Annotated in this window: 21 protein-coding genes; 5 read left to right on the top strand and 16 right to left on the bottom strand. The window is 34.3% G+C overall.

Going from position 1 to position 24,403, the window contains the following annotated elements; translation table 11 throughout:
- Together CHB81_RS02570 and CHB81_RS02575 are read left to right on the top strand one after the other, a co-directional pair.
- A complete protein-coding gene (locus tag CHB81_RS02570; RefSeq protein ID WP_089350332.1) occupies window positions 1-1,557 on the top strand; it encodes a glycoside hydrolase family 32 protein in 1,557 nt (518 codons plus the stop codon).
- A gap of 23 nt (window positions 1,558-1,580) precedes the next feature.
- On the top strand, window positions 1,581-2,486 hold the full coding sequence (locus tag CHB81_RS02575; protein ID WP_089350333.1) for a carbohydrate kinase family protein: 906 nt from the start codon (window positions 1,581-1,583) through the stop codon (window positions 2,484-2,486).
- Between the two features lie 131 nt (window positions 2,487-2,617).
- On the opposite strand, the gene CHB81_RS26785 is transcribed toward CHB81_RS02575, so the two are convergent.
- Window positions 2,618-2,791 (bottom strand): hypothetical protein, encoded by a 174-nt coding sequence (locus CHB81_RS26785; RefSeq protein WP_176427475.1) that lies wholly within the window; start codon window positions 2,789-2,791, stop codon window positions 2,618-2,620.
- A gap of 81 nt (window positions 2,792-2,872) precedes the next feature.
- On the opposite strand from CHB81_RS26785, the gene CHB81_RS02580 reads away from it, so the two are divergent.
- Window positions 2,873-4,420, top strand: coding sequence for an alkaline phosphatase family protein (locus tag CHB81_RS02580; protein ID WP_089350334.1), 1,548 nt, complete (start codon window positions 2,873-2,875; stop codon window positions 4,418-4,420).
- 638 nt (window positions 4,421-5,058) lie between these two features.
- Complete coding sequence (locus CHB81_RS02585) at window positions 5,059-6,021, top strand: CorA family divalent cation transporter (protein ID WP_089350335.1); 963 nt, start codon at window positions 5,059-5,061, stop codon at window positions 6,019-6,021.
- Between the two features lie 83 nt (window positions 6,022-6,104).
- On the opposite strand, the gene CHB81_RS02590 is transcribed toward CHB81_RS02585, so the two are convergent.
- Complete coding sequence (locus CHB81_RS02590; protein ID WP_089350336.1) at window positions 6,105-8,819, bottom strand: S8 family serine peptidase; 2,715 nt, start codon at window positions 8,817-8,819, stop codon at window positions 6,105-6,107.
- Window positions 8,820-9,392: 573 nt separating this feature from the next.
- Here CHB81_RS02590 and CHB81_RS02595 point away from each other — a divergent pair.
- Window positions 9,393-10,223, top strand: coding sequence for a M57 family metalloprotease (locus tag CHB81_RS02595; protein ID WP_089350337.1), 831 nt, complete (start codon window positions 9,393-9,395; stop codon window positions 10,221-10,223).
- 207 nt (window positions 10,224-10,430) lie between these two features.
- Here CHB81_RS02595 and CHB81_RS02600 read toward each other — a convergent pair whose 3' ends face one another.
- The 14 genes from CHB81_RS02600 to CHB81_RS02665 form a co-directional block, all read right to left on the bottom strand.
- A complete protein-coding gene (locus CHB81_RS02600) occupies window positions 10,431-10,760 on the bottom strand; it encodes a DUF1508 domain-containing protein (RefSeq protein ID WP_089350338.1) in 330 nt (109 codons plus the stop codon).
- A gap of 196 nt (window positions 10,761-10,956) precedes the next feature.
- Window positions 10,957-11,895, bottom strand: coding sequence for a ring-cleaving dioxygenase (locus tag CHB81_RS02605; protein WP_089350339.1), 939 nt, complete (start codon window positions 11,893-11,895; stop codon window positions 10,957-10,959).
- Window positions 11,896-12,088: 193 nt separating this feature from the next.
- On the bottom strand, window positions 12,089-12,448 hold the full coding sequence (locus CHB81_RS02610; protein WP_089350340.1) for a hypothetical protein: 360 nt from the start codon (window positions 12,446-12,448) through the stop codon (window positions 12,089-12,091).
- Complete coding sequence (locus CHB81_RS02615; RefSeq protein WP_089350341.1) at window positions 12,448-13,068, bottom strand: alpha/beta hydrolase; 621 nt, start codon at window positions 13,066-13,068, stop codon at window positions 12,448-12,450. Before CHB81_RS02615 ends, CHB81_RS02610 begins: the two co-directional genes overlap by 1 nt.
- Before the next feature lie 410 nt (window positions 13,069-13,478).
- On the bottom strand, window positions 13,479-13,769 hold the full coding sequence (locus CHB81_RS02620; protein ID WP_089350342.1) for a GNAT family N-acetyltransferase: 291 nt from the start codon (window positions 13,767-13,769) through the stop codon (window positions 13,479-13,481).
- 102 nt (window positions 13,770-13,871) lie between these two features.
- Window positions 13,872-14,537, bottom strand: coding sequence for a YoaK family protein (locus tag CHB81_RS02625; RefSeq protein WP_089350343.1), 666 nt, complete (start codon window positions 14,535-14,537; stop codon window positions 13,872-13,874).
- A gap of 32 nt (window positions 14,538-14,569) precedes the next feature.
- Window positions 14,570-14,998 carry a DoxX family protein gene (locus CHB81_RS02630; protein ID WP_089350344.1) on the bottom strand — a complete coding sequence of 143 codons (429 nt, stop codon included), beginning with the start codon at window positions 14,996-14,998 and terminating at the stop codon, window positions 14,570-14,572.
- A 10-nt stretch (window positions 14,999-15,008) separates the two neighbouring features.
- Window positions 15,009-16,895: an amidohydrolase gene (locus CHB81_RS02635; RefSeq protein ID WP_089350345.1), complete on the bottom strand. Its 1,887-nt coding sequence runs from the start codon at window positions 16,893-16,895 to the stop codon at window positions 15,009-15,011.
- A gap of 10 nt (window positions 16,896-16,905) precedes the next feature.
- The gene (locus CHB81_RS02640) at window positions 16,906-17,223 is read right to left on the bottom strand and encodes a phosphoribosylpyrophosphate synthetase (RefSeq protein WP_089350346.1); all 318 of its coding nucleotides are present in this window, start codon (window positions 17,221-17,223) and stop codon (window positions 16,906-16,908) included.
- A 67-nt stretch (window positions 17,224-17,290) separates the two neighbouring features.
- The gene (locus CHB81_RS02645; RefSeq protein WP_089350347.1) at window positions 17,291-18,109 is read right to left on the bottom strand and encodes an alpha/beta fold hydrolase; all 819 of its coding nucleotides are present in this window, start codon (window positions 18,107-18,109) and stop codon (window positions 17,291-17,293) included.
- A 1,118-nt stretch (window positions 18,110-19,227) separates the two neighbouring features.
- A complete protein-coding gene (locus CHB81_RS02650; protein WP_089350348.1) occupies window positions 19,228-20,154 on the bottom strand; it encodes a family 16 glycosylhydrolase in 927 nt (308 codons plus the stop codon).
- A gap of 55 nt (window positions 20,155-20,209) precedes the next feature.
- Window positions 20,210-21,601 (bottom strand): endo-1,4-beta-xylanase, encoded by a 1,392-nt coding sequence (locus CHB81_RS02655; RefSeq protein WP_089350349.1) that lies wholly within the window; start codon window positions 21,599-21,601, stop codon window positions 20,210-20,212.
- 130 nt (window positions 21,602-21,731) lie between these two features.
- Complete coding sequence (locus CHB81_RS02660) at window positions 21,732-22,850, bottom strand: hypothetical protein (protein ID WP_089350350.1); 1,119 nt, start codon at window positions 22,848-22,850, stop codon at window positions 21,732-21,734.
- Between the two features lie 8 nt (window positions 22,851-22,858).
- On the bottom strand, window positions 22,859-24,382 hold the full coding sequence (locus CHB81_RS02665; RefSeq protein ID WP_089350351.1) for a RagB/SusD family nutrient uptake outer membrane protein: 1,524 nt from the start codon (window positions 24,380-24,382) through the stop codon (window positions 22,859-22,861).
- Between the last annotated feature and the right edge of the window lie 21 nt (window positions 24,383-24,403).

Below are 24,403 nucleotides of genomic sequence, written 5' to 3' on the forward strand. Positions count from 1 at the left end.
ATGAAATATAGAAATATAATAACAATAGCTTCCGCTTTCTTTTCGCTTGTTTCCTGCAGTCAGGACGATAAGTATATTGGAGGTTCTATTTCAGGAGGAAATTCTGAGATATCAAGTGTTTTCCCTGTTCCGCCTTCACAATGGATGGGCGCAAATGATCCATATTACAGTCAGGGTTATACAGGAGATATCATGCCTTTTTTCGACAATGGAAAATTCCATATCTATTTTCTTCATGATGCGCAGAATAAATCGGCAGGAAAAGGTTTTCATGATATTCATGAATATTTAAGTACAGATTTGGCCCATTTTACCTACGAAGGGCAAATGATTCCATACGGAAAAACGAATGATCCTGATTTTGCCATTGGCACAGGATCAGTTGTAAAAGTGGGTTCTTTGTATTACTTTTATTATACGGGACATAATGAAACTCCGGCTTTTGTACAATCTAATGCCAGAGAAAGTATTTTGTGTGCTACAAGTTCTGATTTGAAAAATTGGACTAAAATGCCAGCTTTTAAAATTACAGCGCCGGCAGGATATTATAATTATGATTTCAGAGATCCGCATGTTTTTTATAATGATGAGCTAAAAAAGTACTCGATGTTGGTTAGTACACAGACAGAGCCAGGCAGAAAAGCGGTTTTACTGCATTTTACGACTGCTGACCCTGCCTCAGGAAAATGGGATGTTCAAACGCCAATTTATACGACAACACCGCAAGATAATTATTTGATGATGGAATGTGCCGATATCTTTAAAATGGGGAATTATTGGTATCTGATTTTTTCTGAAGACTGGAGTACTAATAAAGGAACGCATTACAGAATGGCAACTTCTATTAACGGACCATGGATTAAACCTGAAAATGACATGATTGACGGAGAATATTTTTATGCCGGTAAAACAGCTTCTGATGGAAATAAAAGATATGTTTTTGGATGGAATGCCAGAAAAACACCTGAAAATGATTTAGGAAATAAAGATTGGGCAGGGAATATGGTTATTCATGAATTAATTCAAAATACCGATGGAACATTAGGAACTCAGGCACCACAATCTGTTAAAGATTTATTTTCTAAAAAAAGCGGTAATGTTGAAGTTGATGCAATGACAGCAAATGTGACGATAAATAATGGAAGTTATACTTTAGCAGGTACAACAGAAAAAGCAATGACAACTTTTAAGGCTTTAGGTAAAAAAGCCAAAATAAAAGCAGAAGTTACATTCTCTAATGATGCAGGAACTACAGGATTTATTTTTCATACCAATGATGCCGGAAGTTATTATAAGATTGTTTTTGATATAGTAAAAGGTAAAGTTCTAGGCTATAATTCAGCCTCACAGGAAGTAACGAGAATGCCCTTTCAATTTCAGACAGGTACCAAATATAATATTGAAATAATTACTGAAGGAAGCGTTTTAGTACTTTACATTAACGGAAAAATAGCTTTAACAAATCGTATTTACGGAAGAGATCAAAACAAATGGGGATTAATTGCTGAAGGACAAAACAGTACTTTTTCTAATCTTCAGATCACGAGACCAGAATAACATTAATATAAAATAATTTTAGAATGAATAACGGAAAAAACCTTAAGGCAGTGGCCTACGGAGAAGTGCTTTGGGATGTTTTTGCCAATGAAAAAAAGATTGGTGGCGCACCGCTCAATGTAGCACTGCGTATGAAAACATTAGGCTGCGAAGTAGCCATGATTAGCTGTGTAGGAAATGATGAAAATGGAAAGGCAATTATAAATCAGGTAAAAAGTTTAGGTCTTGAAACAGCTGCCATTATTAAATCAGAAGAATTTCCAACTGGTTTGGTAAATGTAACCGTAAACGAACGTGGTTCGGCAAGTTATGAAATCAGTTATCCATCGGCTTGGGATAAGATTGTATTAAATGATTTTGCAAAGAAAACCGCATTGGATGCCGATGTTTTAATTTATGGAAGTCTGGTTTGCAGAGATGAGGTTTCAAGGAAATCTTTGGAAGAATTGCTGCAAACAAAAGCCTATAAGGTCTTTGATGTTAATTTAAGAAAACCGCATTATTCTTATGAAATGCTGGAGCAATTAATGCACTCTTCGGATTTTATTAAGTTCAATGATGAAGAATTATTAGAGATTACTGCAGAGATGAAGTCACCGTTTGCCAGTTTAGAAGACAATATGCATTTTATTGCAGAAAGAACCAAAGTAACTGCAATGTGCGTTACCAGAGGCAAACATGGAGCTTTACTAATGTGGAATGGTCAAATCTTCGAAAATGCAGGGTATCCTGTTGAAGTTGCCGATACAGTAGGCGCAGGAGATTCATTTTTAGCAGCTTTAATAAGTTCATTACTTACGGGAAAAGAACCGCAAAAAGCAATTGATTTTGCTTGCGCAGTTGGAGCATTAGTAGCCGAAGCTCCGGGAGCAAACCCGGAAATTTCACATTCTAAAATTGAAAATTTAATATTGGGAATTAAAGTTTAGTCTTTGTTCCTGAAATAAACGATTCATATTATTCGATTGGTTTGAATAATTATGTTTTTTGAAGTTAAGCCCAATATCTCTGTGATGTTGGGCTTTTTTTTATGAAAAATAACGATTTAATAGAAATGATTTTAAGCAGCTGTTCTTAGAGTTGTTGTATACTTTTTTGGTTGCCACCAATGAAAAGAAACTTCTGGTTTAAAAACAAAAAGTAGAGGATAAGTGATTAGAAAAGCAAGGTTTTGTATTTCACTAAATGCAATTTGCTGATTGGTTCCTAATTTAATTTTTGATATGTTTTTCATAAAACACGTAGAATTACGTGTATAATTTTGGTTTTAATTGTCGTAATTTACTTATATATTGTAATGTAAAAACAGTTAAAAATGGAAAACCAAAACCAATTTGACGGTCTGGAAACTTTCGATCATATCGTAGTTCTTATGCTTGAAAACCGTTCTTTCGACAATCTGTTAGGTTATCTCTACGAGAACGATGAAGTACCGCAAAATAAGTCTTTTGATGGACTTTACAATCCGGAAGTTGATTATGCAAATCCTATTCCCAAAAGAGCTGCTAAAGATCCGGGTAAAACGAGTATTTCTCCTTCGCGTGCGGTTGATTACTCGGTGCCATATCCAGATCCGGGTGAGGAATATCCACATGTTAATACACAACTTTTTAACAAAATTATCCCTGACACCAATGTTGGTAAGCTTGATCATAGGATGAAAGCTCCTTACAATTTGCCCTCTTCAGCATCTATACCTGGTATGAATGGTTTTGTCAACGATTATGAAAATAATCTCAGGTCAACCTACAATATCGATCAACCCACACACGAGCAGTATGAGGTAATCATGCAATGTTTTCAGCCAGACCAGATTCCTGCAATGGCGACTTTAGCAAAAGAATTTGCGGTTTTTGATCACTGGTATTGTTCAGTGCCAAGTCAGACTTATTGTAATCGGGCGTTTTGGCATGCGGCAAGTTCAGGAGGTAAAGTGATTAATCCGCTTGGTGAAGATGGAACCGGTCTTCCCGGCATTGATGGTGATTTGAGTGGTATGGATTTGTGGATAAAAGAGGTTTGGTCACTGCCAACTATTTTTGATCGCATGAACGATAATAATGTTTCGTGGAAAGTCTATTCACCTATTGCGCCTCTGAGTCTGACTTATATTGTTAACGGCACAGGAGAAGGAACAGACAATACGCATGGGCATCTTGATTTTTTCTTCGATTTAGAATTTGGAACACTGCCCAAATATTCGTTTGTAGAACCTCAATTTCTTCATAAGCACAACGATCAGCATCCGTCAGCAGTGAATCACAAATTGGCTACTGGTACAGTAAAATTAGGAGATGAACTAATTCGAGAAGTGTATAACGCTATTAAGAACAGTCCAAAAAGAGATAAAATACTTTTTATTATCACTCATGATGAACATGGTGGCTGTTATGATCATGTTGCTCCGCCAAAAACGGTACCGCCTGTTGCTGGTATGATAGGAGAATGTGATTTCACGTTTGACCGTCTTGGTGTTCGTGTTCCTATGATAATGATATCTTCCTATATTCAGCCCAAGACGATAATCAACGGACAGTTTGAGCATACATCATTCATAAAAACAGTTTGCCAGAAATGGGGCTTGAATCCGCTAACTGAGAGGGATGAAGATCCTGCAATTTTACCATTTACAGAAGTTTTTTCTAATCAAAAAAGAGCAGATTGGCCTGATATTCCGTCAGAAATGAGCCTGAGGGAACTACTTCCTGAGCCCGACACAAGCGGCGATCCATTAAATGGCTTACAAAAAGCCATGTTAACCAGTTTGTTGCACATTGAAAAGACAAAAGCCCTTGGTAATACCCAAAAAGGAGACATACAAACAATTGGCGACATGATGGAATTTATCAAAAGATTTCAATGATACATTCGGCAGGATATTTAATTAATTCAGATTGCTGGTTTAACAATTCAATAAATAAATTGGCTTTAAAAAAGTTTAATCCCTACGGGATATTTTTTCTGGTAGATTTTATTACCAATATTAATATTTAACTCCTAATGGAGTAACAAAAAATATCTCAGAGAGATTATATATTTGGTAGAAATTAATTTAATCATGTCAATTTTTGTCCCGTAGGGCAATGTCATTAAGTTAAGCTTTTGGAAAATAAAAATATTACAAATCAAATCCGTTTTTATCCGCGTTTTTACGAAGTAAATCTGTTTTATCCGCGTCAAAATTAGACGCTGATTTTACTGATTCGCTAAAGCGAAAACGCTGATAAAAACGGTTTTTCTAATTACTTTCTGGATTAAACTGTAAAGTGATTTTATAGATTTACCCTTAACTTAATGACATTGCCAGTAGGGACTACACTGTATTAACTAGCAACTTGAGTTAATTAGTTAAGTTCTGCAATCAGATCTTTAGAGTTTAGTTTTATATTTTTATAGGAACATAATTTATTTGTTTTTTGGCAGATCCGAATATTGGAGTTAACTTAGTTCGAAACACAGAGGCAAAGTTTTGTCAAAATAAACTGGAGAAAAACTTTCATCATGACCATCGAACTTTTAGATACAGACAGAAATATTACTAAAGTAAAAAGCATTGATGAAATACCTAAAGATCTAAAGGGTATAAATAGTGTGCAGATTATAAATTATGCCAAGAAAGATATTCCGGCTTTTGAAAAACTTTTTGATATTGATACTGCTATACTCAATAACAGTGAGGATATAGAAATAAGTTCTCATTATCTGGAAAAAGAAAATCAGCTGGCATTTAATTTTTCGTTTCCTTATTTTTCTTCTCACAATAAAATTGAAGAAGTGATTGTTTCTTTTATTCTTAAGGAGAAAATCATGCTTTCTTTTATGGATATTAATTTTGAAAAGTTTATTCCCGAAAATAAAAAACAAGAACATTTTGATAAAACAAAAAACCTTCCTTTTACGATAGATTCATTTCTTCAGATGATGATTGGAATTGTACCCGATTATTTTGCAGACTTGACGGAAATTATCTCAAAGAATATTAAAACGATCTATTTGAAATTGCAAAAGGAGAATGATTTTTCAGAGCAGGGATTGAATGAAATAACAGCTTTAAAGTTTAATAATTTTATTGTAAAAGAATCTCTGAATGAATTTAGACGAATTTTACATTTACTAAGAAAAAGTGATAAGCTAAAGCCAGAGGTTAAAGAGGCAATTTTGCTGGAACTAACAGATTTAACGGTAATAAATGAATACGTTCAAAACAACTTTGAGCGTTTAGAAGATCTGAAAGATTATGTATCAACAAGAATAGATTTACAGCAAAATAAGATATTTAAAACGCTGACTATTATAACAATGTGTATTTCGTTACCAATGCTTGTTGCAGGAATTTATGGGATGAATTTTGACAATATGCCTGAACTGAATTGGAAATATGGATATGCTTTTGCTATCACCTTAATAGTTGCCTGCTTTATTGGACCGTTGATATGGTTTAAACGCAAAAAGTGGTTGAATTAAAAAACAAAAAAGTGTTCCGTTATTGAACACTTTTTTTGTTTGGAAGAGATCTGAATCTAATTCTGAGAATAGCCGGCAATAGTTTAAAAAACTGCAATTTTCCCTGTTTTTATTTCGCCCAAGCTTGTGATTATTTTATAGATATAAATTCCTGATGCGGTATTTTTTAGATTGACGGTATTGGTTTTAGAAAGTAATGGGGAAGTAATTGTATTTTGCCCGCTAATATCATACAAATAGAACGTAGCGCTTCCCTCTTTTTTAGCTTCAATGTTTAGTTCTTCATTTTTGCTTAATAGCGTAGGATGGACAAAAAACAAATCATTGCCTAAATAATTGGCATCGACAATTAGGGAACTTACTACATTATTGTTTTCTAAGATTATGTTTATTTTATATTTATTAGTGCCTTTTACAGGAACAGTATCCAAAAAAGAGAATGTTTTTGAATTGATATCATTCATTGTGCTAACGACACTTTCTGCATTATTAATTATTTTTACTAAGTCAATTTTTTTGATATTGTACAAGCTGAAAAGACTGGCATTAATTTTTACTTTGTTCTCTTCAAAAACTTCGGCGAAAGCCAACTCAAAATAACAATTTGAGTTTTGAACATACTTTAATGTTGACTCACTTTTTATTCCTTCGCTATTGTCAAATACGGGAATAACCGTGTAGATTTCTCCATCTTTATAAGCATAAGTGGCATTTGTGGTTTGTTCTTTAAATTCTAAATGATCACCTGTTAGTTTATAAATATTGAATGAGGCAACATCGGCAGGTTTGTCCCAATTAATTTCTGTTGTGCCATCACAAACTAAGCTTGTACTGATATTTAAATCATAAGAAACAGTAAAGCTATCAGAGATATAATCGGTATTATCAATGGTCATTTTTAACTTAGCTTTCGAAAATTTTTTTTCCGGAGGGGTATAAGTAAATTGCTCATTATTGAGATTTATAGCATTTGCGATAATTTCCCAAGTTTGCCCATTATTGTAACTGATAGACAATTGTCCGGTAAGGCCAGAAAAAGAAGAATTCCATTTGAAAGGCGAAATAGTTTTTCCGTCATAAGGGAAATTATCATTATTGACAGGGTAATTCCATTCAAATTGATTTTCCAATTCATATTCGTAAACAATGCTGTATTTCTGAGACGTATTCGATACATATGAACCCATGATATTGATTGTATAAGATCCTGATGTGGGATTTTCTACAGTGACCTGCTCTGTGTTATTAATTTTATCTTTTCCTCTTACAGCTTGTTGCTCAGGAGCATCGGGATTTAGAATCCAGGGTAAATAAGTGGTAGCGTCAGGCGAAATAACTTCTATGTCCAAATCGTTTACCAAACTGATATTACTGTTTATTTCAGCAGGTAAATCATTCCAGACTAATGTGATTTTTAAGTTTTTTGCATTTGCCGGAAGCATAATGATATGTGAATTGGTCTGACCAGATGCCAAACTACCAGATATAATTCTGTTTTCATTAATGGTTTTTAAACATTTATCGGCATTGATATTTCCATAACCATAGGTAAAATCCGGACCTGTGTTGCCTAAATCTTTGGCACTATTAATTAAAATTGCTTTTGTAAGGGCATTAGTCAAAGTGGTATTGTTTATAGTTTTATAATATTGTTTCATAAGCGTAATAATTCCTGTGGCTAATGCTGTAGAATTTGAAGTTCCTTGTGTACTAAAGGCTACTAACTCAGGTTTTATCCGACCATCATAAGCTGGACCTTTTGACGAAAACGACATAATTACTTCGTTTTGATCAATACAGCCCAATGCAATACTATTTTTGGATTGCTTGAAATTACCCGTAATAGATTTGTAACCTTCAAGTCCCTTATTACCGGAAGAAAAACAATGAGTCAAATCAGGATTTGAGAACAATTGAGAATCATAAGCATTTGCAAGCGAACCATAAAAATTCTCAATCTCTGTACCGTAGGAATGATTTTGAGTGGCGGCTCCTTGTAAAGTTGCTACTTCATCAGGATAAATATTCAAAAAGTCAGACGATTGTATCTTTGCCTTTTGAGCAACTCCTTTTCCTAATGCTGAACTATTTCCTAATCCGGAAACTATAGTTGCCATAGCGGTTGCATGACTCGATACAATAGCCGATTGTGTTGTGGAAGAAATGTGCTTGTTTAATAAATCAATATCATTTATATCAAAAAAATCATCTTTGATCCCTACAATTTGATTTTCACCAGTTGCAAGAGGAAAATTAATATTGGCTTTATTTATATAATTAATACTAAAATTTTGATCGGTTATTTTAGATTCAACTTTGGGCTGTAATGATTCCTGCGAAATAGAAGTTATACTACTTATGGCTATAATCTCATTGATGATTTTTTTTGAATCACTTTTTACCAGTACAAGATTATTGTCCAGTATTTTGATGTCAGAAATATTTCTTGATTTCAAATCAGTAAGTAATGCTTTGATACTATCAGTTGCTATTACATAGGATTTCTCTTCAGTATGATTTGAAAAATTTGATGGTAATTTCCATAAACTATTAATGGGGATGGTATTTTTTAAAAGTCTATTAGATCTTAAATTTTCATTTTCAACAATACAATCAGTACTGTCCAGTTTTTTTACAACCTTATATTTGTTGTGATGCGCATTTTGTAAAGATGTTAGATAATATTTCTCAAATTTTCCTGATTTTTCTTTTTTTATGTATTGGTTCCATTTTTCAGAATTTTGGGAGAGACTGATTGTTGTTATCATAAAAAGGAGAAAAGTAATTTGTTTCTTCATTTACTGTAGAGGTTAGGGCAATTACAAATATTCTTATCAATGTACAAAATGGACTATTGTTGCTGTTTATCATTTTTTAATGGTGATAAAGCAAAGCTTAAATTGGTACTTAAGGATTTCTATTTGAAATATTTATCCGTTGTAGGTAAGTCAAAGTTATTAAAATATTTGTAAAAAAAAGATTAGTTTTTATTTCCGGCACAATCTTCAAATCGATACCTGTAATATTCTCTTTTTAGAACCCAATTTCTATTTTAAATGGTTTATAAAATCGTAAAATCATTTTTTAACACATGCTGCACAAAATAAAATAGTGAATAGTCAAAAACTTACTTAACAAGTTGATTTGTATTTAGTTATTGATTTTACTGGGCTCGCAGGAATAATCAGATAATTATTATTAAAAATAACTATAAAATAATATAACAAAAAATGTTAAAATTGTTAAATAGTTGTTTTATAGGTATTTTAAGATTAAAAAATATATAAATTTGATAACAAATATTACAATATTTTGTAAAGACCCCTGCTTACCAACTTATTTTAAAAACCCAAATAACCTATTTATTATTTATGAAAAAATTTAAATCAATTTTAGCCCTGTCATTTATAGCGCTAACGATTTTGTCCTGTAATAAAGAAGATCAGGCAGATCAATCAAACCAAGAATCTCTTAAAGTAACACCAGAAGTGTTAAGTAAACTTAGAGCACTTTCTCTAAATTCTACAGATGTTCAAGTGATTAAAAACACTAAATTAGATGGTACTACTGAGGATGCATTCCTGGTAGAAGGGGATATTGTCGTTACTCAGGATCAATTAAATAAAATGGATCTTCACGGAGGTATTACTACAGAACAATACCGCACTACTAATTTAGTATCTGCTCCAAGAACTATTAAAGTTGTTGGATTATCAGGGAGCGGTGTATCAGCTCTAAGTACAAACATGCGTGCTGGATTACAAGCGGCAGTAAATAGATATAATAATCTAGGATTGTCTGTTAATTTTACACTGACCTTTAGTTCAAGTACATCAGGAGCAGACATTGTTGTCCGGAGACAAAATGGATCTGCCGGTGGAGTAGCAGGTTTCCCTTCAGGAGGAGCGCCTTATAATTCAGTTACATTATATTCCGGATTAGATTCTTATTCGACAGGTGTAAATGCACACGTATCTGCACACGAAATTGGTCACTGTATTGGTTTACGTCATACAGACTGGTTCAGCCGTCAAAGCTGTGGACAAAATTCAAACGAAGGAACAGCGGGTGTTGGAGCAATCCTTATCCCGGGAACACCTTCTGGATATGATGCAACTTCGTATATGAGAGCATGTTTCGGTTCAAATGAGACTGGAGCGTTCAATTCTAACGATATTACAGCTCTTAATTATTTATATTAAAAATTGAATTAGGGCTCTCTTTACAAAATATAAGAGGCTGTTTCACATAATTTGTGAAGCAGCCTCTATTTTATTAAATGGCAGCCTCTTTAGAGTAAATTGACAGAATAAGAATTGTTGCAAAAAAAGCTTTAATTCAAAATTAACTTTAAAATGAAAAACATGCTTATAAAATAAACACTGATAATTGTGTAATTATCAGTGTTTTTAAGACAGATCTTCTACGTCTGCGAGTGGTGCTGTTTTTTTTATTCTTTCAATTACTTGTTCTCTGGAAAAAGTGCTAAGGTACTTTGGACTTGTACCGATAGTCTGTCCGTTCTTAGATTTAAGATAAAAATAAAATTCCCAGTCAACAGTTGTTTTTTTTTGGTATTTATCTGCATCCTGTGAATAGATTCTTAAAAGTTCAATGGTCTTCTTACAGCTAATTTTTGCTGTATACTCGGAACTTAATAAAAGGATATTGCCAGCTTTAGATTTTAGAATAACCTGATATTTCCCGCAAGGTTTTTTGGTAGTTACAAATTTTCCCATTTCGATTTGGATTTGAGGATTCTATTGTCAATTTGGGGAGGATAAATATACAAAAAAAACTAATTATTCTAGCGATGGATAAAAAGGTATTATAAGATAATATTATAAAAAAAACCTGTGAATTTAATGATTCGCAGGTTTTTGATGTTTCACTTTTACGTGATTTATTTCAATCCCATTAATATGTGTTTCGAAATTAATTAATCTTAACCAAATGCTCTTCGATTCTGGCTCTGTCTGATTCGTATTGTGCAGGAAGTTTAAGGTTTTTACCTAATTCTTCCAGACTTTCATCAATAGTAAAACCAGGGTTTTCTGTAGCAATTTCAAACAAAACCCCACCTGGTTCTCTAAAATACAGAGAATGGAAATATTGTCTGTCAATTTGTGGCGTAATTGATAATCCGTAATCTTCGATTTTTTCACGGAAGTGCATTAAAATCTCGTCATTTTCTACACGGAAAGCTACGTGATGAACAGATCCGTTTGCTACATGACCACGTTTTTCATCAGCCAATTCTACTAAGTCAACAATTGCAGCATTTTCTACAGCATCTGTTGCATAACGGTAACGATTTACATCTTGGGCGATCAATTTATAACCAAATATTTCGGTTAAGATTGCAGCAGTTGCTTTTATGCTGTTCAAAGTTAGCGTGATGTTATGGAAACCTCTTGTTGCCACATCTGCTTTTACTTCATCTGTTTCCCAAGGCTTTCTGTTATCGTCTGTTTTAGATTCGATTAATTCTAATTTTAAACCATCGGGATCTAAGAAAGTAAGATATTTTTCGCCGAATTTTTCAGCCGGTTTGTTGTAAATAACATTGTATTGCTCAAAACGTTTTTGCCAGAAATCAAGACTTCCTTTCGGAACTGAATATCCAATTTCAGTTGCCATTCCAGAACCTTTTCTTCCTTGTTGTATTCCTTCTCCCCAAGGGAAAAATGTTAAGATTGTTCCGGCACTTCCTACTTCGTCACCAAAGTAAAAATGGTAGGTTCCGGGATCATCAAAATTCACTGTTTTTTTAATGAATCTTAATCCTAATATGTTAGAGTAAAAGTTGAAATTACGTTTAGCATCACCAGCAATTGCAGTAATATGGTGTAAGCCTAAAATTTTATTTTCCATGGTTTTTTATGTATTAAGTTGTTATTGATTTTCTTATACAAATTTACGTCCGTTATACTTCTGCATCGATTAACCTAGATTAAGAAATAAAAAACCGTTCAATTTTCAATTAATAACTAAATAATAGCCAGTGAGTTGAGTTGTTAGATTTAGACTTTACAGAATGTTTTTTCTAATTATTACGCAACAGTATTTAAACCAAACCGGTTTTTATAAATATTGATTTTCGAAGTTTTGGTTCAATATTTTTTGTTTTGTGTCCTTTTCCTGTGGTGTCTTCCACTAATAGAATTGATCCTGTATTAAATATTCTTTTTTCTCCTAAGGAGGTTTCGATTTCTACGCCGCCTTCCAGTAAAACAATATATTGACGGTCTGGTGCATTATGAAAATCATAATCATAAGTAGGGAGAACTTCTCTAAAAACAATCGACTTTACAGGTTCATCATCCGATAAAAATCCGATATCGCCATTGTTTTTCAACGGAACGTCAAAGTCTTCAAAATGACTTTCGCCATTGGTATCGCTGTATATTCGGGTAATTAGGATCATTATTTTTTTGTAAAAACAAGTTGGTTAGCCAAATCTATTTCGTCCTGACTTATGGTATGTCCCATATTTTGGTAGATTTTTTTAGTAACCGATGCGCCTAGTTTTTTAAGAAGTGCTTCAGTTTCATTCACTCTTTCAACAGGAACGTGAAAATCAGGGTCACTTGTTCCAATGAAAATAGGTGTATTTTCGAAGTTTCCGGCATAATGATTTTCATAAACTTTATCGCCAATAAGTCCGCCTGTAAAAGCGACAACGCCGCCATATTTGGCAGCATTTCTGGCCGTAAATTCCAAAGCAAGACAAGCCCCTTGCGAAAACCCGAGAAAATAGATATTCTCTTTTTCGACTCCGTTTTGCTGCACGGCGACAACAACCTGATGAATAGCATCTAATGATTTTGAAAACGAAGGTTCATTTTCCTCAATTGGTACTAAAAACGAATACGGATACCAGGTTCTGTTTTCTGCCTGAGGTGCCACCAATGCAAAATCATCGACCTTAAGATGTCTTGCAACCGAAAGAATATCATGAGCACTTGCGCCACGCCCGTGAATCATAATTAATGCTTTTTTCGCTTTATCTAAAGGTACACCGTCGGTTATAATTTCTGTATTCATGAATTTTATTTTTTTATTAATGTTTTTGGTAATGTTGATTTTTCACGCAGATTTAGCAGATCTGGCAGATTTTTTTTAATCTTTTATCCCGATAGTTGTCGGGAGAGGCAAAAGTGATTAAACAATCATGTCAATTTCGACGGAGGAGAAATCCTCGCAAGAAACTCCACAATCAAAATCGCCAATCTTTGTAGAGCTACTTGCGAGGATTTCTCGTTTCTCAAAATGACAAAGTAGACAAAAATATTCTTATGAAAATGATTGCCCTAGCCCCGATAGTCCCGAGGCTTCGGGAGCCATAAAAGATTGAAACGGATTGCTTCGCCAGTTCGCACTTTCAGGCTCGGGTGCGGGATTAGCTCCTAAAAATATAGAAATTGAAATGACAGACTTTGGTAATAAAGAATTAATTATTTTTTCCAGATATCCTGATATTCATCGGGATGTCTTTTGAATTGTGCGTGTACATAGGGACAAAGTGGTAAAACCATCAAATTGTTGGCACGTACATAAGAAACCATTTCGTCCAAAAGTTTTTTTGCATAACCCTTTCCTTCGGCTTCCGGTTCAACTCCTGTATGATAAACGGTTAATAAATCGTCTTTGATACTTGCGGTCATTTCGCCTAATTTTTTATCATCAACATAAAGATTAAAAGCGCCATGTTTTTTCTCGTTTAATTCCAGTTTTATAGTTTCCATATATTTTATATTATTGTTTTTTTAGCAGATAAAAGAGAACCAATATTACTATCTTAAAGATACTATATTCTCAGAAATCTGCAATTTTAAATTTGTGTTTGGCTAGTTTTCGCAATGGTAGAGATAACAAATTATCATTGCCGCTCCGGGGAAAATTAAAGTTCCTAATCCGAAATACTTCCCGGCAACGGCTCCTAAAAAACAGCCCACAAGAAACCCGATTATAGTCACTAATTGTTTCTTGAAACTTAAAAGTACATCAACGTCTTTTAAACCGTTTTTTAATAGATTTCCTAAATCAAGAGAAGCCTGTGTAACATTTCCTGTCATCATGGTTGTTGGACCATGGGTTTCTTTAGCATATAATTTCCCGAAAGCATTCTGGAGTCCCATTGCAAATACGGTTGTCATTGCAATAGTGTAAATCGTCCATTGTGAAACAATTCCTAAATAGCCAAAAACATAACAAGCAATACCGCTTAAAACCAGTATAATGCCTTCCCAAAATAAAATAGAATACCGATTTGTTGCTTTTAATGCAATTCTTCCTCCAACAATTACGGCTAGAATAAAAACAGGGAAGGTGAGTAGTTTTACCCAGGCATGCAAATCTGAACCTTTGATGATTTGATAAGCAAAGACAATAAAGTTACCTGTAACGTGTGCCGAAAATATCGAATCGGCAGCGACAAAAGTTACGGTATCACAATACCCGGCAATCATTGTGAGAAGCAAAGTAACGTACCAAATGTTTTTTTGAATTTCCATAGTTTTTTAGTTGAGGTGAATATGAAGCATTTTTAAATTTGGTTTAGTAAGTAATAATCCAGTGAATATTTTCCTGCTCCAAGTGCCAGAATTAATAGTAAGGATAAGGTATACATATAAGGAACGTCGCGTACTTCGAGTGAATCTTTTCTATGCACTACAAAATACCCTACGGCTGTCACACCAATTGTAGGCAAAACGGCAAGTCGGGTTCCGATGCCCAGAATAATTAAAAACGGAACTACGGTATCAGAAAAAGTGGCTACTAAGCCATTTAATTTTTCTGGTAAATGCAATGGATTTGGGACATGTTCTTTTTGTCCGTTTTCAACTCTGAATTTCTTCATTCCATGCACTCTGAAAAGTTCTACTGCAAGTAATATTCTAAAAACTAAAAATGCAGCATTATTGAAGGATGTTCCTAAATCGGAATAAAGGATTTGTTTTATAATTTCAGTCATTTCTTTAAATTTAAAAGGCAAAGCAAGAACAGCCAAGTGCTCCCCAGAATGCGTTATAATTATTTACCGGTACATTGCTCATTCTGGCAATATCGTGGCTGTGAGCATGAACATCGCAGCTTCCGCTACAACTGTGTATTTGCGAAGTCAAACTTGGTTTAGCATCTGCTTTTACATTCTTTTCGATAGCGCTCTGCAAGTTACTTTTACTTGGATATCCGTTGTAAATATTGGTTGGTGACCAGTCTGGTAAAATTGGAATATGTGGTGGTGAGAAGGATGAAAAATCACCATTTGCATACACAATTTTTCCATCGACAATAGTCAAATCAGCTTCAATTTTTTTAATGTCTTCGTCATCAATAGTAAAATAATCACTATCCAAAACCACTAAATCGGCAAACATTCCAGTTCTAATATCTCCTTTTTTAGCTTGTTCCTGCGAAAACCAGGCGCTTCCTCTCGTGTATAATTCTAATGCAGTTTCACGGCTCAATCTGCTTTCATTATACAATTGTAAACCACCAACAGTTTTTCCAGCTGTCATCCAATACATTGAAACCCACGGATTGTAACTGCTTACTCTGGTTGCATCAGAACCTCCGCCAACGGGAACTTCCATTTCGAGCATTTTTTTAATTGGCGGAGTATTTTCGGCTGCTTTTGCTCCGTATCGGTCTGTGAAATATTCACCCTGATAGGCCATTCTGCTTTGTACTGCGATTCCGCCTCCTAAATTTTTGACACGTTCGATATTACGTTCGTCAATGGTTTCGGCATGATCAAATATCCACGGTAATCCATTAAACGGAATTTCCTGATTGATCTTTTCAAATACATTTAAGAACCTTGTAATGCTTTCGTTATATGTTGCATGAAGTCTAAACGGCCAGCGGTTTTCGACCAAAAGGCGCACTACTTTTTCCAGTTCTGCTTCCATCGTTTCAGGAAGATCAGGTCTTGGCTGAAGGAAATCTTCAAAATCGGCAGCAGAAAAAACTAACATTTCACCCGCACCATTATGACGGTACATATCGTCTCCCTGATATAATTTTACGGTATCTATCCAATCTTCAAAATCTTCAAATTCGTGTTTTGGTTTTTGAGTAAAAAGATTGTACGCAATTCTTACCGTTAATTGTTTTTTCTCATTTAGTTCATTTACGACTTTATAATCGTCCGGGAAATTCTGAAAACCTCCTCCGGCATCTATAACACTTGTAATTCCAAAACGGTTCAGTTCTTTCATAAAATGACGTGTCGAATTGACCTGATGTTCATAAGAAAGTGTTGGTCCTTTTGCTAAAGTCGAGTACAAAATCATGGCGTTTGGCGTCGCAATAATAAGTCCGGTTGGTTCTCCTTTAGAATCTCTTTCAATTTGTCCTCCGGGAGGTGCCGGCGTGTTCTTGGTATAACCAACGGCTTTTAGCGCGGCTCTGTTCATAATCGCTCTGTCGTACAAATGCAGAATAAAAACAGGAGTTTCGGGTGCAATTGCATTGATTTCTTCCAGAGTTGGCATTCTGCGTTCTGCAAATTGAAACTCAGACCAACCGCCCACAACGCGAACCCATTGCGGATTTGGTGTGCGATCGACTTGTTCTTTTAGCATTCTAAGGGCATCTGCTAAAGAAGGAACTCCATCCCAGCGCAACTCTAAATTATAGTTTAAACCGCCACGAATAAGATGAATGTGTGAATCGTTAATTCCGGGAACAACTCTTCTGTTCTGAAGGTCGATTATTTTAGTTTCTTCAGATGCAAATTCCATTACATTGCTATCATTTCCAACAGTAATAAACTTTCCGTCTTTGATTGCTACTGCAGTTATATTTGGAGTTTCGGCATTGAAACTATGAATTTTGCCATTGAATAAAATTAGATCTGCTTTCATAAAATTAATTTTAGTGGGTGGAAAGTTTTTTGATCATTTCGGCAGAAACTGAATCAGCATAGATACCAAAAGCGCTGGTTAAAACACCTTTTATATTATAAATCTCAGATATAATTCCGTAAACAATATCTTCATCGCCTGGATCTGTATCTCCTTCAAAACGAAATAGATATTCTATTTTGAATTCTTCCGGTGACATGGTTTGAGTGTTGTTATTGTAACGAATACAGTTTTCGTCAAGATTAAAATTTTCTGTAAAACCTTGTAGATTGAGCCATTGTAAAGCTTCGGTAACCGTATCAAAAGCGGGTTGTTGAAATGGATTCATAATTTGGAGATATTTAACTGCCCATAATCAATTACAGGCAGTTTTGATTAATTTAAATAACGTCTACTTATGATTTAATAAAATCTAAAATATCTTTATTGATTGTATCTGCTTCTGTCGTTGGCATGCCGTGAGGAAAGCCAGGATAAGAAATTAGTTTTCCGTTTTTCAAAAGAGCTGCAGCTTTAGGTGCCTGATTGTAAGGTACAATCTGATCATCTTCTCCATGCAATACAAGAACAGGAATATCTAAACTTTTAAGATCTTCTGTAAAATCTGATTCAGAGAAAGCTTTTATTCCTTCATAATGTGCCAATACAGAACCCATCATTCCCTGACGCCACCAGTTGTGTTTAATGCCTTCCTGAACGGTTTGTCCTTCACGGTTCCATCCGTAAAAAGGAATAGGGAAATCATAAAAATACTGTGCTCTGTTAAATCCTGTACCTTGTCTTATTTCATCAAAAACAGATAATGGCACACCTTCAGGATTTGCTTCGTTTTGAATCATTATTGGTGTTACCGCACTAATTATTATTGCTTTTGCAACACGTAATTTTCCGTATTTTGCAGCATAGCGAATTACTTCACCACCACCAGTTGAGTGACCTACGTGAATAGCGTTTTTTAAATCAAGTGCAGCTGTTAATTCAGCAATGTCTGATGCGTAAGTTTCCATGTTGTTTCCTTCAGAACTCTGACCTGAACGTCCGTGTCCGCGACGATCATGTGCAATAACTCTGTATCCTTGTTTTAGGAAAAACATCATTTGTGCATCCCAATCATCGCTTGATAAGGGCCATCCGTGGTGAAAAACAATTGGCTGACCATTTCCCCAATCTTTGTAATAAATCTCTGTTCCGTCTTTTACTGTAAATGTGCTCATCTTTTTTTGGTTTTAGATTAATAAATTTTATTAATATTATTTGTTGTTAAATTTCTTTTACAAACTTACAGAGGATGCAAAAGTTTGTCGATTAATCTAGATTAAGAAAAAGCTTAATCGTGTATTTTATTTATTTAATGGATGCCAAACTAATTAAGCAAATAAGATGCCTTGAGTTGTAAGTGTTGTAAAATCAGTGTTTTATGTTTTAAAGATGTAGTTTTAGCTTACGATATTTCGTGATTTTATGAATGTATTATTCATTTTCAGAGATTTTATTAATGATAAATACATAACTAATGGATTTCAATATAACTGAAATCAACGGCATGAGAACCGTAGTTGTCAAAAGAAATAATAGTTGGATTTTGCGTATAATGTGTATAAGTGAAAGATCAATTAAGAGATAATTTTGTTTACCAAAGATTAGAACTGTAGTTAGAAAAAAAAGAACATGCCAACAAGAATATAGCTTAGGCTTTTCTTGCTGGCATGATCCAAAATAAAAAGAAAGTTTATTGAATACTAATTTTTATAGAACTGGCTTAATCATTAAAGTTTCCCAGGCAACTATTATTATCTGTTATTACAACAGATTCTCATTTAAACTTTGAAAGGAGAAAATTTTATTAGTGCTCTTTTCTCTTTTTCCAATCATATTCATCTTTACCAAGGTTGCTGGAATTTTTCTTTCCCAAACTGGAAAGAATTTTGTCTAACTTATTTATAATGATGACGTAATGACTATTACAAACCCAATTTCGATTAAATTGTAGTGGTAAATGTCCTGTTTTATTTTATTTCAAAATTATAAATTAATAGCAAATAGAGTGTGGTAAGTGTGTTTTCTAAGTAGGAAAACGTCTAAAAACGCTAGAGCATCTTCTGGAATATCCTAGGTTTTCCGCTTAAGGAATGCTCTTTTTAATTTCCCTGAAGCACAATAATTGCAAATTGTGCTTTGATATTTTATATTATATAAAATTCCGTTATCAGCAAGTATATAACAAAATTTTATCTAAAAAATATTTTGTTTTTGCCGATAACGGAAATATCTATAAATGTAATCTGATTAAAACTAAGTTTAAAACTTTTAAACTTAGTTTTAATATTATAAGTTAGATTGGTCTTTTGTAAACCGTTACATCATCTACCCACATCATTACAGTCGAAAATAGGTTGATTTTATTAGGGTCTATAAAATTGGAATCTTTCGATCCAACATTTAGATTTAGTATAATTGAATGTGGTCCGAAATTATTTAAATTAAGATTAGCTGCACTACTATTGGTATACGTTGAGACCGTTACATTATCAACCTTTATAGTTACTGTTACAACATTGTCTTTCATTTTCCAAAAGGATTCGTATAAATGCCATCCATTATTTCCGTTTACATTAAAATTACCAGGATAGTTTCTTTCTCCAGAGTTTCCTAATAAGTTGGTTCCTGTAGAAGTTCCATAAAAAAGATTTGAAGTAAAACGACTTGCATTAGGAGCAAAAGAGTAACCTTCCATAATATCAATTTCTCCTTTGGTTGGCCAGCCATTTTGCTGCACAGACCAGAAAGCAGGCCAGGCACCGTAAGTTTCTGTAAAAGACTTGTAAGTAGTGCCATCCATAGCTAGTAGTTTAATATTTGCAGAAAGCATATACTCTGTATTGTTTTCTGGTTTGTATTGATAATTAGAAGAAATGAACCCGGATTGATATTTGTACGTGCTCAATTTTGTAGTCTTGATTTCCAAACATTGTTTTCCGTCTCTCCATTGCGTGGTTGGTACTGAACTGGCATAGTCACAATACCACGAGTTATAATCCGCGCGCTGTTCTTTTGTCCATTGTGACAGATTTGAACCTACATCAAATGTATCTTCAAATTGTTTGACCCATGGCGCGCCGGCTACTTTGCCTGTACTGGTTTTTGTACTTGCACTTACTGATTGGTCTTTTGCTGTTGAACTTACGTCATCTCCGCAGGATGCAAATCCTAAACTTAATACACATGTCACTGTTAATGCTAACAAATTTAATTTTTTCATAATTTAATTTTTTGGTTAATTAATAGTTGAAGTAAAGTATTATGTTTTAAAAAAATTAATCTAAGCCTTCCAGAAATCCAGTGTGAGAGCTTTTTATTGCAAAATTTGAATCGTACAATAAAGGCCAGTCATTTCCTGGGTGGTTAAGTTCTGTACTAAACGGAATCCAGGATTCATTATCCTTCATTCCCCAAATTGTTAAGGCGTATTTATTTGCTGCCGGAAGCCCATTATAGAGTTTCACGATCTCTTTGTATTTTTCTTTTTGAGCCAACCTTCTTTCATTTGTAAAAGTTGAGATGTCATTAGACTGATTTACTTGTATGTCTAATTCCGAAACATGAATTTTCAGACCTTTTGCTACCGCTTTGTTAAGATCAGTTTCTATTTGAGCTTTTGTTGGGGTTAAATACGTGTTATGCATTTGAAAACCAATACCATCAATAAGATTACTCGCTTTTAAATCATCAATAATGCTATAAACTTTGTTTTGCTTTGGAATATTAGTTGAGGTTGCATAATCATTATAAAACAATAATAAAGAGTTGTCTCCGGCTGCTTTTGCTGCATCTCTTGCCCATTGAAAACAATCTTTTACGTAGTTAGCACCCATTCGTTGAAGAAAAATAGTATTTCTCATTGCACCGCCATTGTCATCTACTGATTCATTAACAACATCCCAGGATTTTACTTTTCCTGCATAATGTGTTACAACATCGGTAATGTATTTTTTTACTTCTGCTTTAAATTCGGCATCAGTACCGGAGAAATCTTTTAACCATTGTGGCACTGAATTATGCCAAACCAAAGCATGACCGTGAACATTAATTCCATTTGAATTTCCATAAGCAACAATTTTGTCGGCTACAGTCCAGTTGTAAACACCACTTGCAGTAGAAATTTGATCCATTTTCATTTCATATTCGGCAGAAATACTGCTGAATTCATTTTTCAAAATAATATCATATGGACTTCCAGTAGTTAATTGCGAAGCTTTTATCGCCATACCTATAAAAAACGGATGTGCTAATTTATTTGCTTTTACTTTTAAGAATGTAGGATCTTCAGGAATGTTGCTTGAACCTGTCGTTACAACACTAATAACATTGGAGTAACCCGAAGTCTCTGTTGCATTTTTTGCTCTAACTCGGTAATAATATTGTGTACCTGCGCTTAAACCTACTACAACTTCGTTTAAATCAGTAACTTCTTTTGCATTGTAATTTGGAACAAAAGCGGAGAAATTCTCGCTTGTCGAAACATCCAGAAGATAGCTTTTTGCATGGGAAACATAATTCCATTTTGCTCTAAAACCAGTGTCGTTTGCGTCTTTTGGTGCGTTTGCAACCGGCGCTTCTAAAGTAGTATCCGCTATATTGTCATCTTTTGAACAAGAATTCAAAGAGAAGAAGATACAAGTCAGCATTAATAAAAATTTAATTTTCATACTGTATTTTATTATAGAATATCCTTTTGTGATTTTGAATACTCTTATTTATAATTTCTGTTTTATTAGTTGTAAAAGAGGCTGTTTTTTGATCACAGCCTCTTTTTCTTTAGAGCTTAAATAGCACTAATTATTTGTAACGAACTTTAATATTATCGTATTTTATTATGCTTGGATTAGGTGTCTCTGATTGAACTATTCCTACTTTGATTTCATTAACTTTAGAAGCGTCCAGGGTAGTGGCAGGTTGTCCAAAGCCATAATTATCTTTAAAATCAGCCAAAGTTATTGTCTTAGTAGTCCAGTTAACATCCGTTATTTTAAAATTATAACCATAGTTTTTATTATCAATAGTATTCAATTGAATGGCAAATTGAGCGCCCACGACATTCGCACTTACATCAATATCAATAAATGTTTTTGAAGCATCATTATTAGAGGCGCTTAGGAAACTAGCTCCACCGCCTGCACTGCTGCCATTGTAACCATTTGTTGTTGAGCCAGTCCATGCAAGTGTTGCATAATTGCCTGTTGGGCCACCTGTAGTATTTGCGTTAAAACTATCGACATCACCATAAGCATTCCAACTCGTTCTTGTACCGTTTCCGTCAAAATCAGACACTATAACAATAATTTCCGGAGTAACAGGAGGTGGAATCTGTATTACTTTTTTTGCTATACCTCCCGGCGTAATAATTACTAACTCCGAGCCAAAGACTGCATCTGCCGGTACACCAATAATAATTGAAGAGGATGATTTTCGAGTATAACTCAGTTCCTTACCTGCTAAGGTTATCGATGAAATATTATAAAACCAAGTACCTTCAATTTCCAGTGGAAATCCCGGAGTTGCTACCGCCGGAATTGTCTTTGTAATAGTTGGAACAGGCTGTAAAATCTCAATATTTTTAGTTACTGATCCAGTTCCTGTTATAAATGTAATAGGCTGTACCCCAAATCTGCTTCCTAGTTTATCATCAAAAGGAATGGTAAAAATGAATGCTTTATCAGAATTATAGTTTGGATTGAAACTGATATCAATTTTGTTATCCAGCGTAATTTTTTTTAATCCTTTTAAACCTTCACCTTCAACTCTGACTTTATTCAATGGAAAAGCCTGATTCAATAGATCTCCAGGTTCAGCAACCATTGCATCTATACTTGCAGTAGTTGCATCATCATTTTGACAAGCTGTAAAAGAAGCTAATGCCAAAAGAATTATAATTCTATATGTTATTTTCTTAATCATAATAAAAGTTAGTTAAAGTTAAAAGGAACCGGAGGCTCTAATAATGATGGATTAGTATCAATAGCAGATTGCGGTAATGGCAATTCAAAATAATTGCTTCCCGGAGTGATCTTTCTGGAAATCAAGTCTGTTCTGGCATCGTCAGAATAAAAACCAACTTCTTGCTGCGAAATAATTGCTGTTGCTTCTGCCAGACCTCGACGTTTTAAATCAAAGAAATATTGTCCTTCAAGTGCAAATTCAATTCTTCTTTCATTAAATAAATCATCTCTTGTAAGTACTGTTTTGGCTGGTAATCCGGCTCTGGCTCTTACTTCATTGAATGAGCTTAAAGCAGCTGCAGAAGTTGTTGAAGCGGCTCCTGCCAAAAGTGCCTCAGAATTCATTAGTAAAACATCAGAATATCTAAGTATAATCGTGTTTTGTGAAGTTTTCATAAAAAACACATCATTTCTTTCAGCAGCAGAACCTACAATATACTTTCTGAAATTGGCTGCAGTCGATGAGTAGATTTTTTTATATCTGAAACCTCCCTGATTTTTTAATAACTCAGGATAAAAGTCGCCATCTGTCATGATTGTGCTCTTTTTTCTGATATCATTTGGCTCAAAGCCATTTTGCAATGAAATAGAAGGCAGGTAAACTCCCCAGCCGTCTCCACCACCAGTAATTCCGGTACTTCCAGGAACTATATAAGCCTGATTTGTATTTTGTGTTCCCCATTCTGTAGCAATTGCTTTCCATTGCAGGGCAAACATACTTTCGGCGCTATTGTTATTCTCGGGGCTGCTGAATAAGTTTCCGTAATCGGAAATCAAAGTATATTGATTTCCGATAATTTTCTGGGTTAATGCAGCACATTCAGAATATTCGTTTAATGTTAAATGCACTTTTGCAAGAATTCCCATTGCTGCAAATTTGGTAACATATCCTTTTTTTACTGAAGTTGCAGGCAAGTTTTCGATAGCATATTCCAAATCTTGTTTTATGAATTTATAAACATCTGCAACAAGATTTCTTTTTGGCTGAGCTGCCGTTCCTGCTTTGTTAATAATAGGCACGGCTCCAAAGCTTCTTACCAAATAAAAATAGGCATTGGCTCTCATAAATCTTGAAATTGCAATGGCATTTTTATAAGATGCTTCAGGCAATTCGCTCTTTCTGTCTTCGACTAAACGCATTAAATTATTAGATTGATCGATAACCGAAAATAACGAAACGTATCCTTCTGTCAGGATTGGATTTTGTGAGGTTACCTGAGCATCTTTAAATTGTGCATAAGCACCATCATATGTAAAAGCGTTGCCGGCATACATATCTCCAACTGCAATCAGGAATTTATCATTAAAAGTAAACCAGGGTTTAAAATATAAACTCTCAGCGATTCCGTCAAAAGCGGTAACTCCTTCCGGTAAATCAGCTGGCGTTAATTGATTTTCAGATGGTGCATCCAAAAAATCATCAGAACAGGAAAACAAAGACAGCAATGGTATTAGCATTCCCATCATAAAAAGTTTAAAAAGTTTTTTCATAACTATTATTTTTTATTTTAA

It is taken from the genome of Flavobacterium sp. ov086 (assembly GCF_900187965.1).
Classification (GTDB): Bacteria; Bacteroidota; Bacteroidia; order Flavobacteriales; family Flavobacteriaceae; genus Flavobacterium.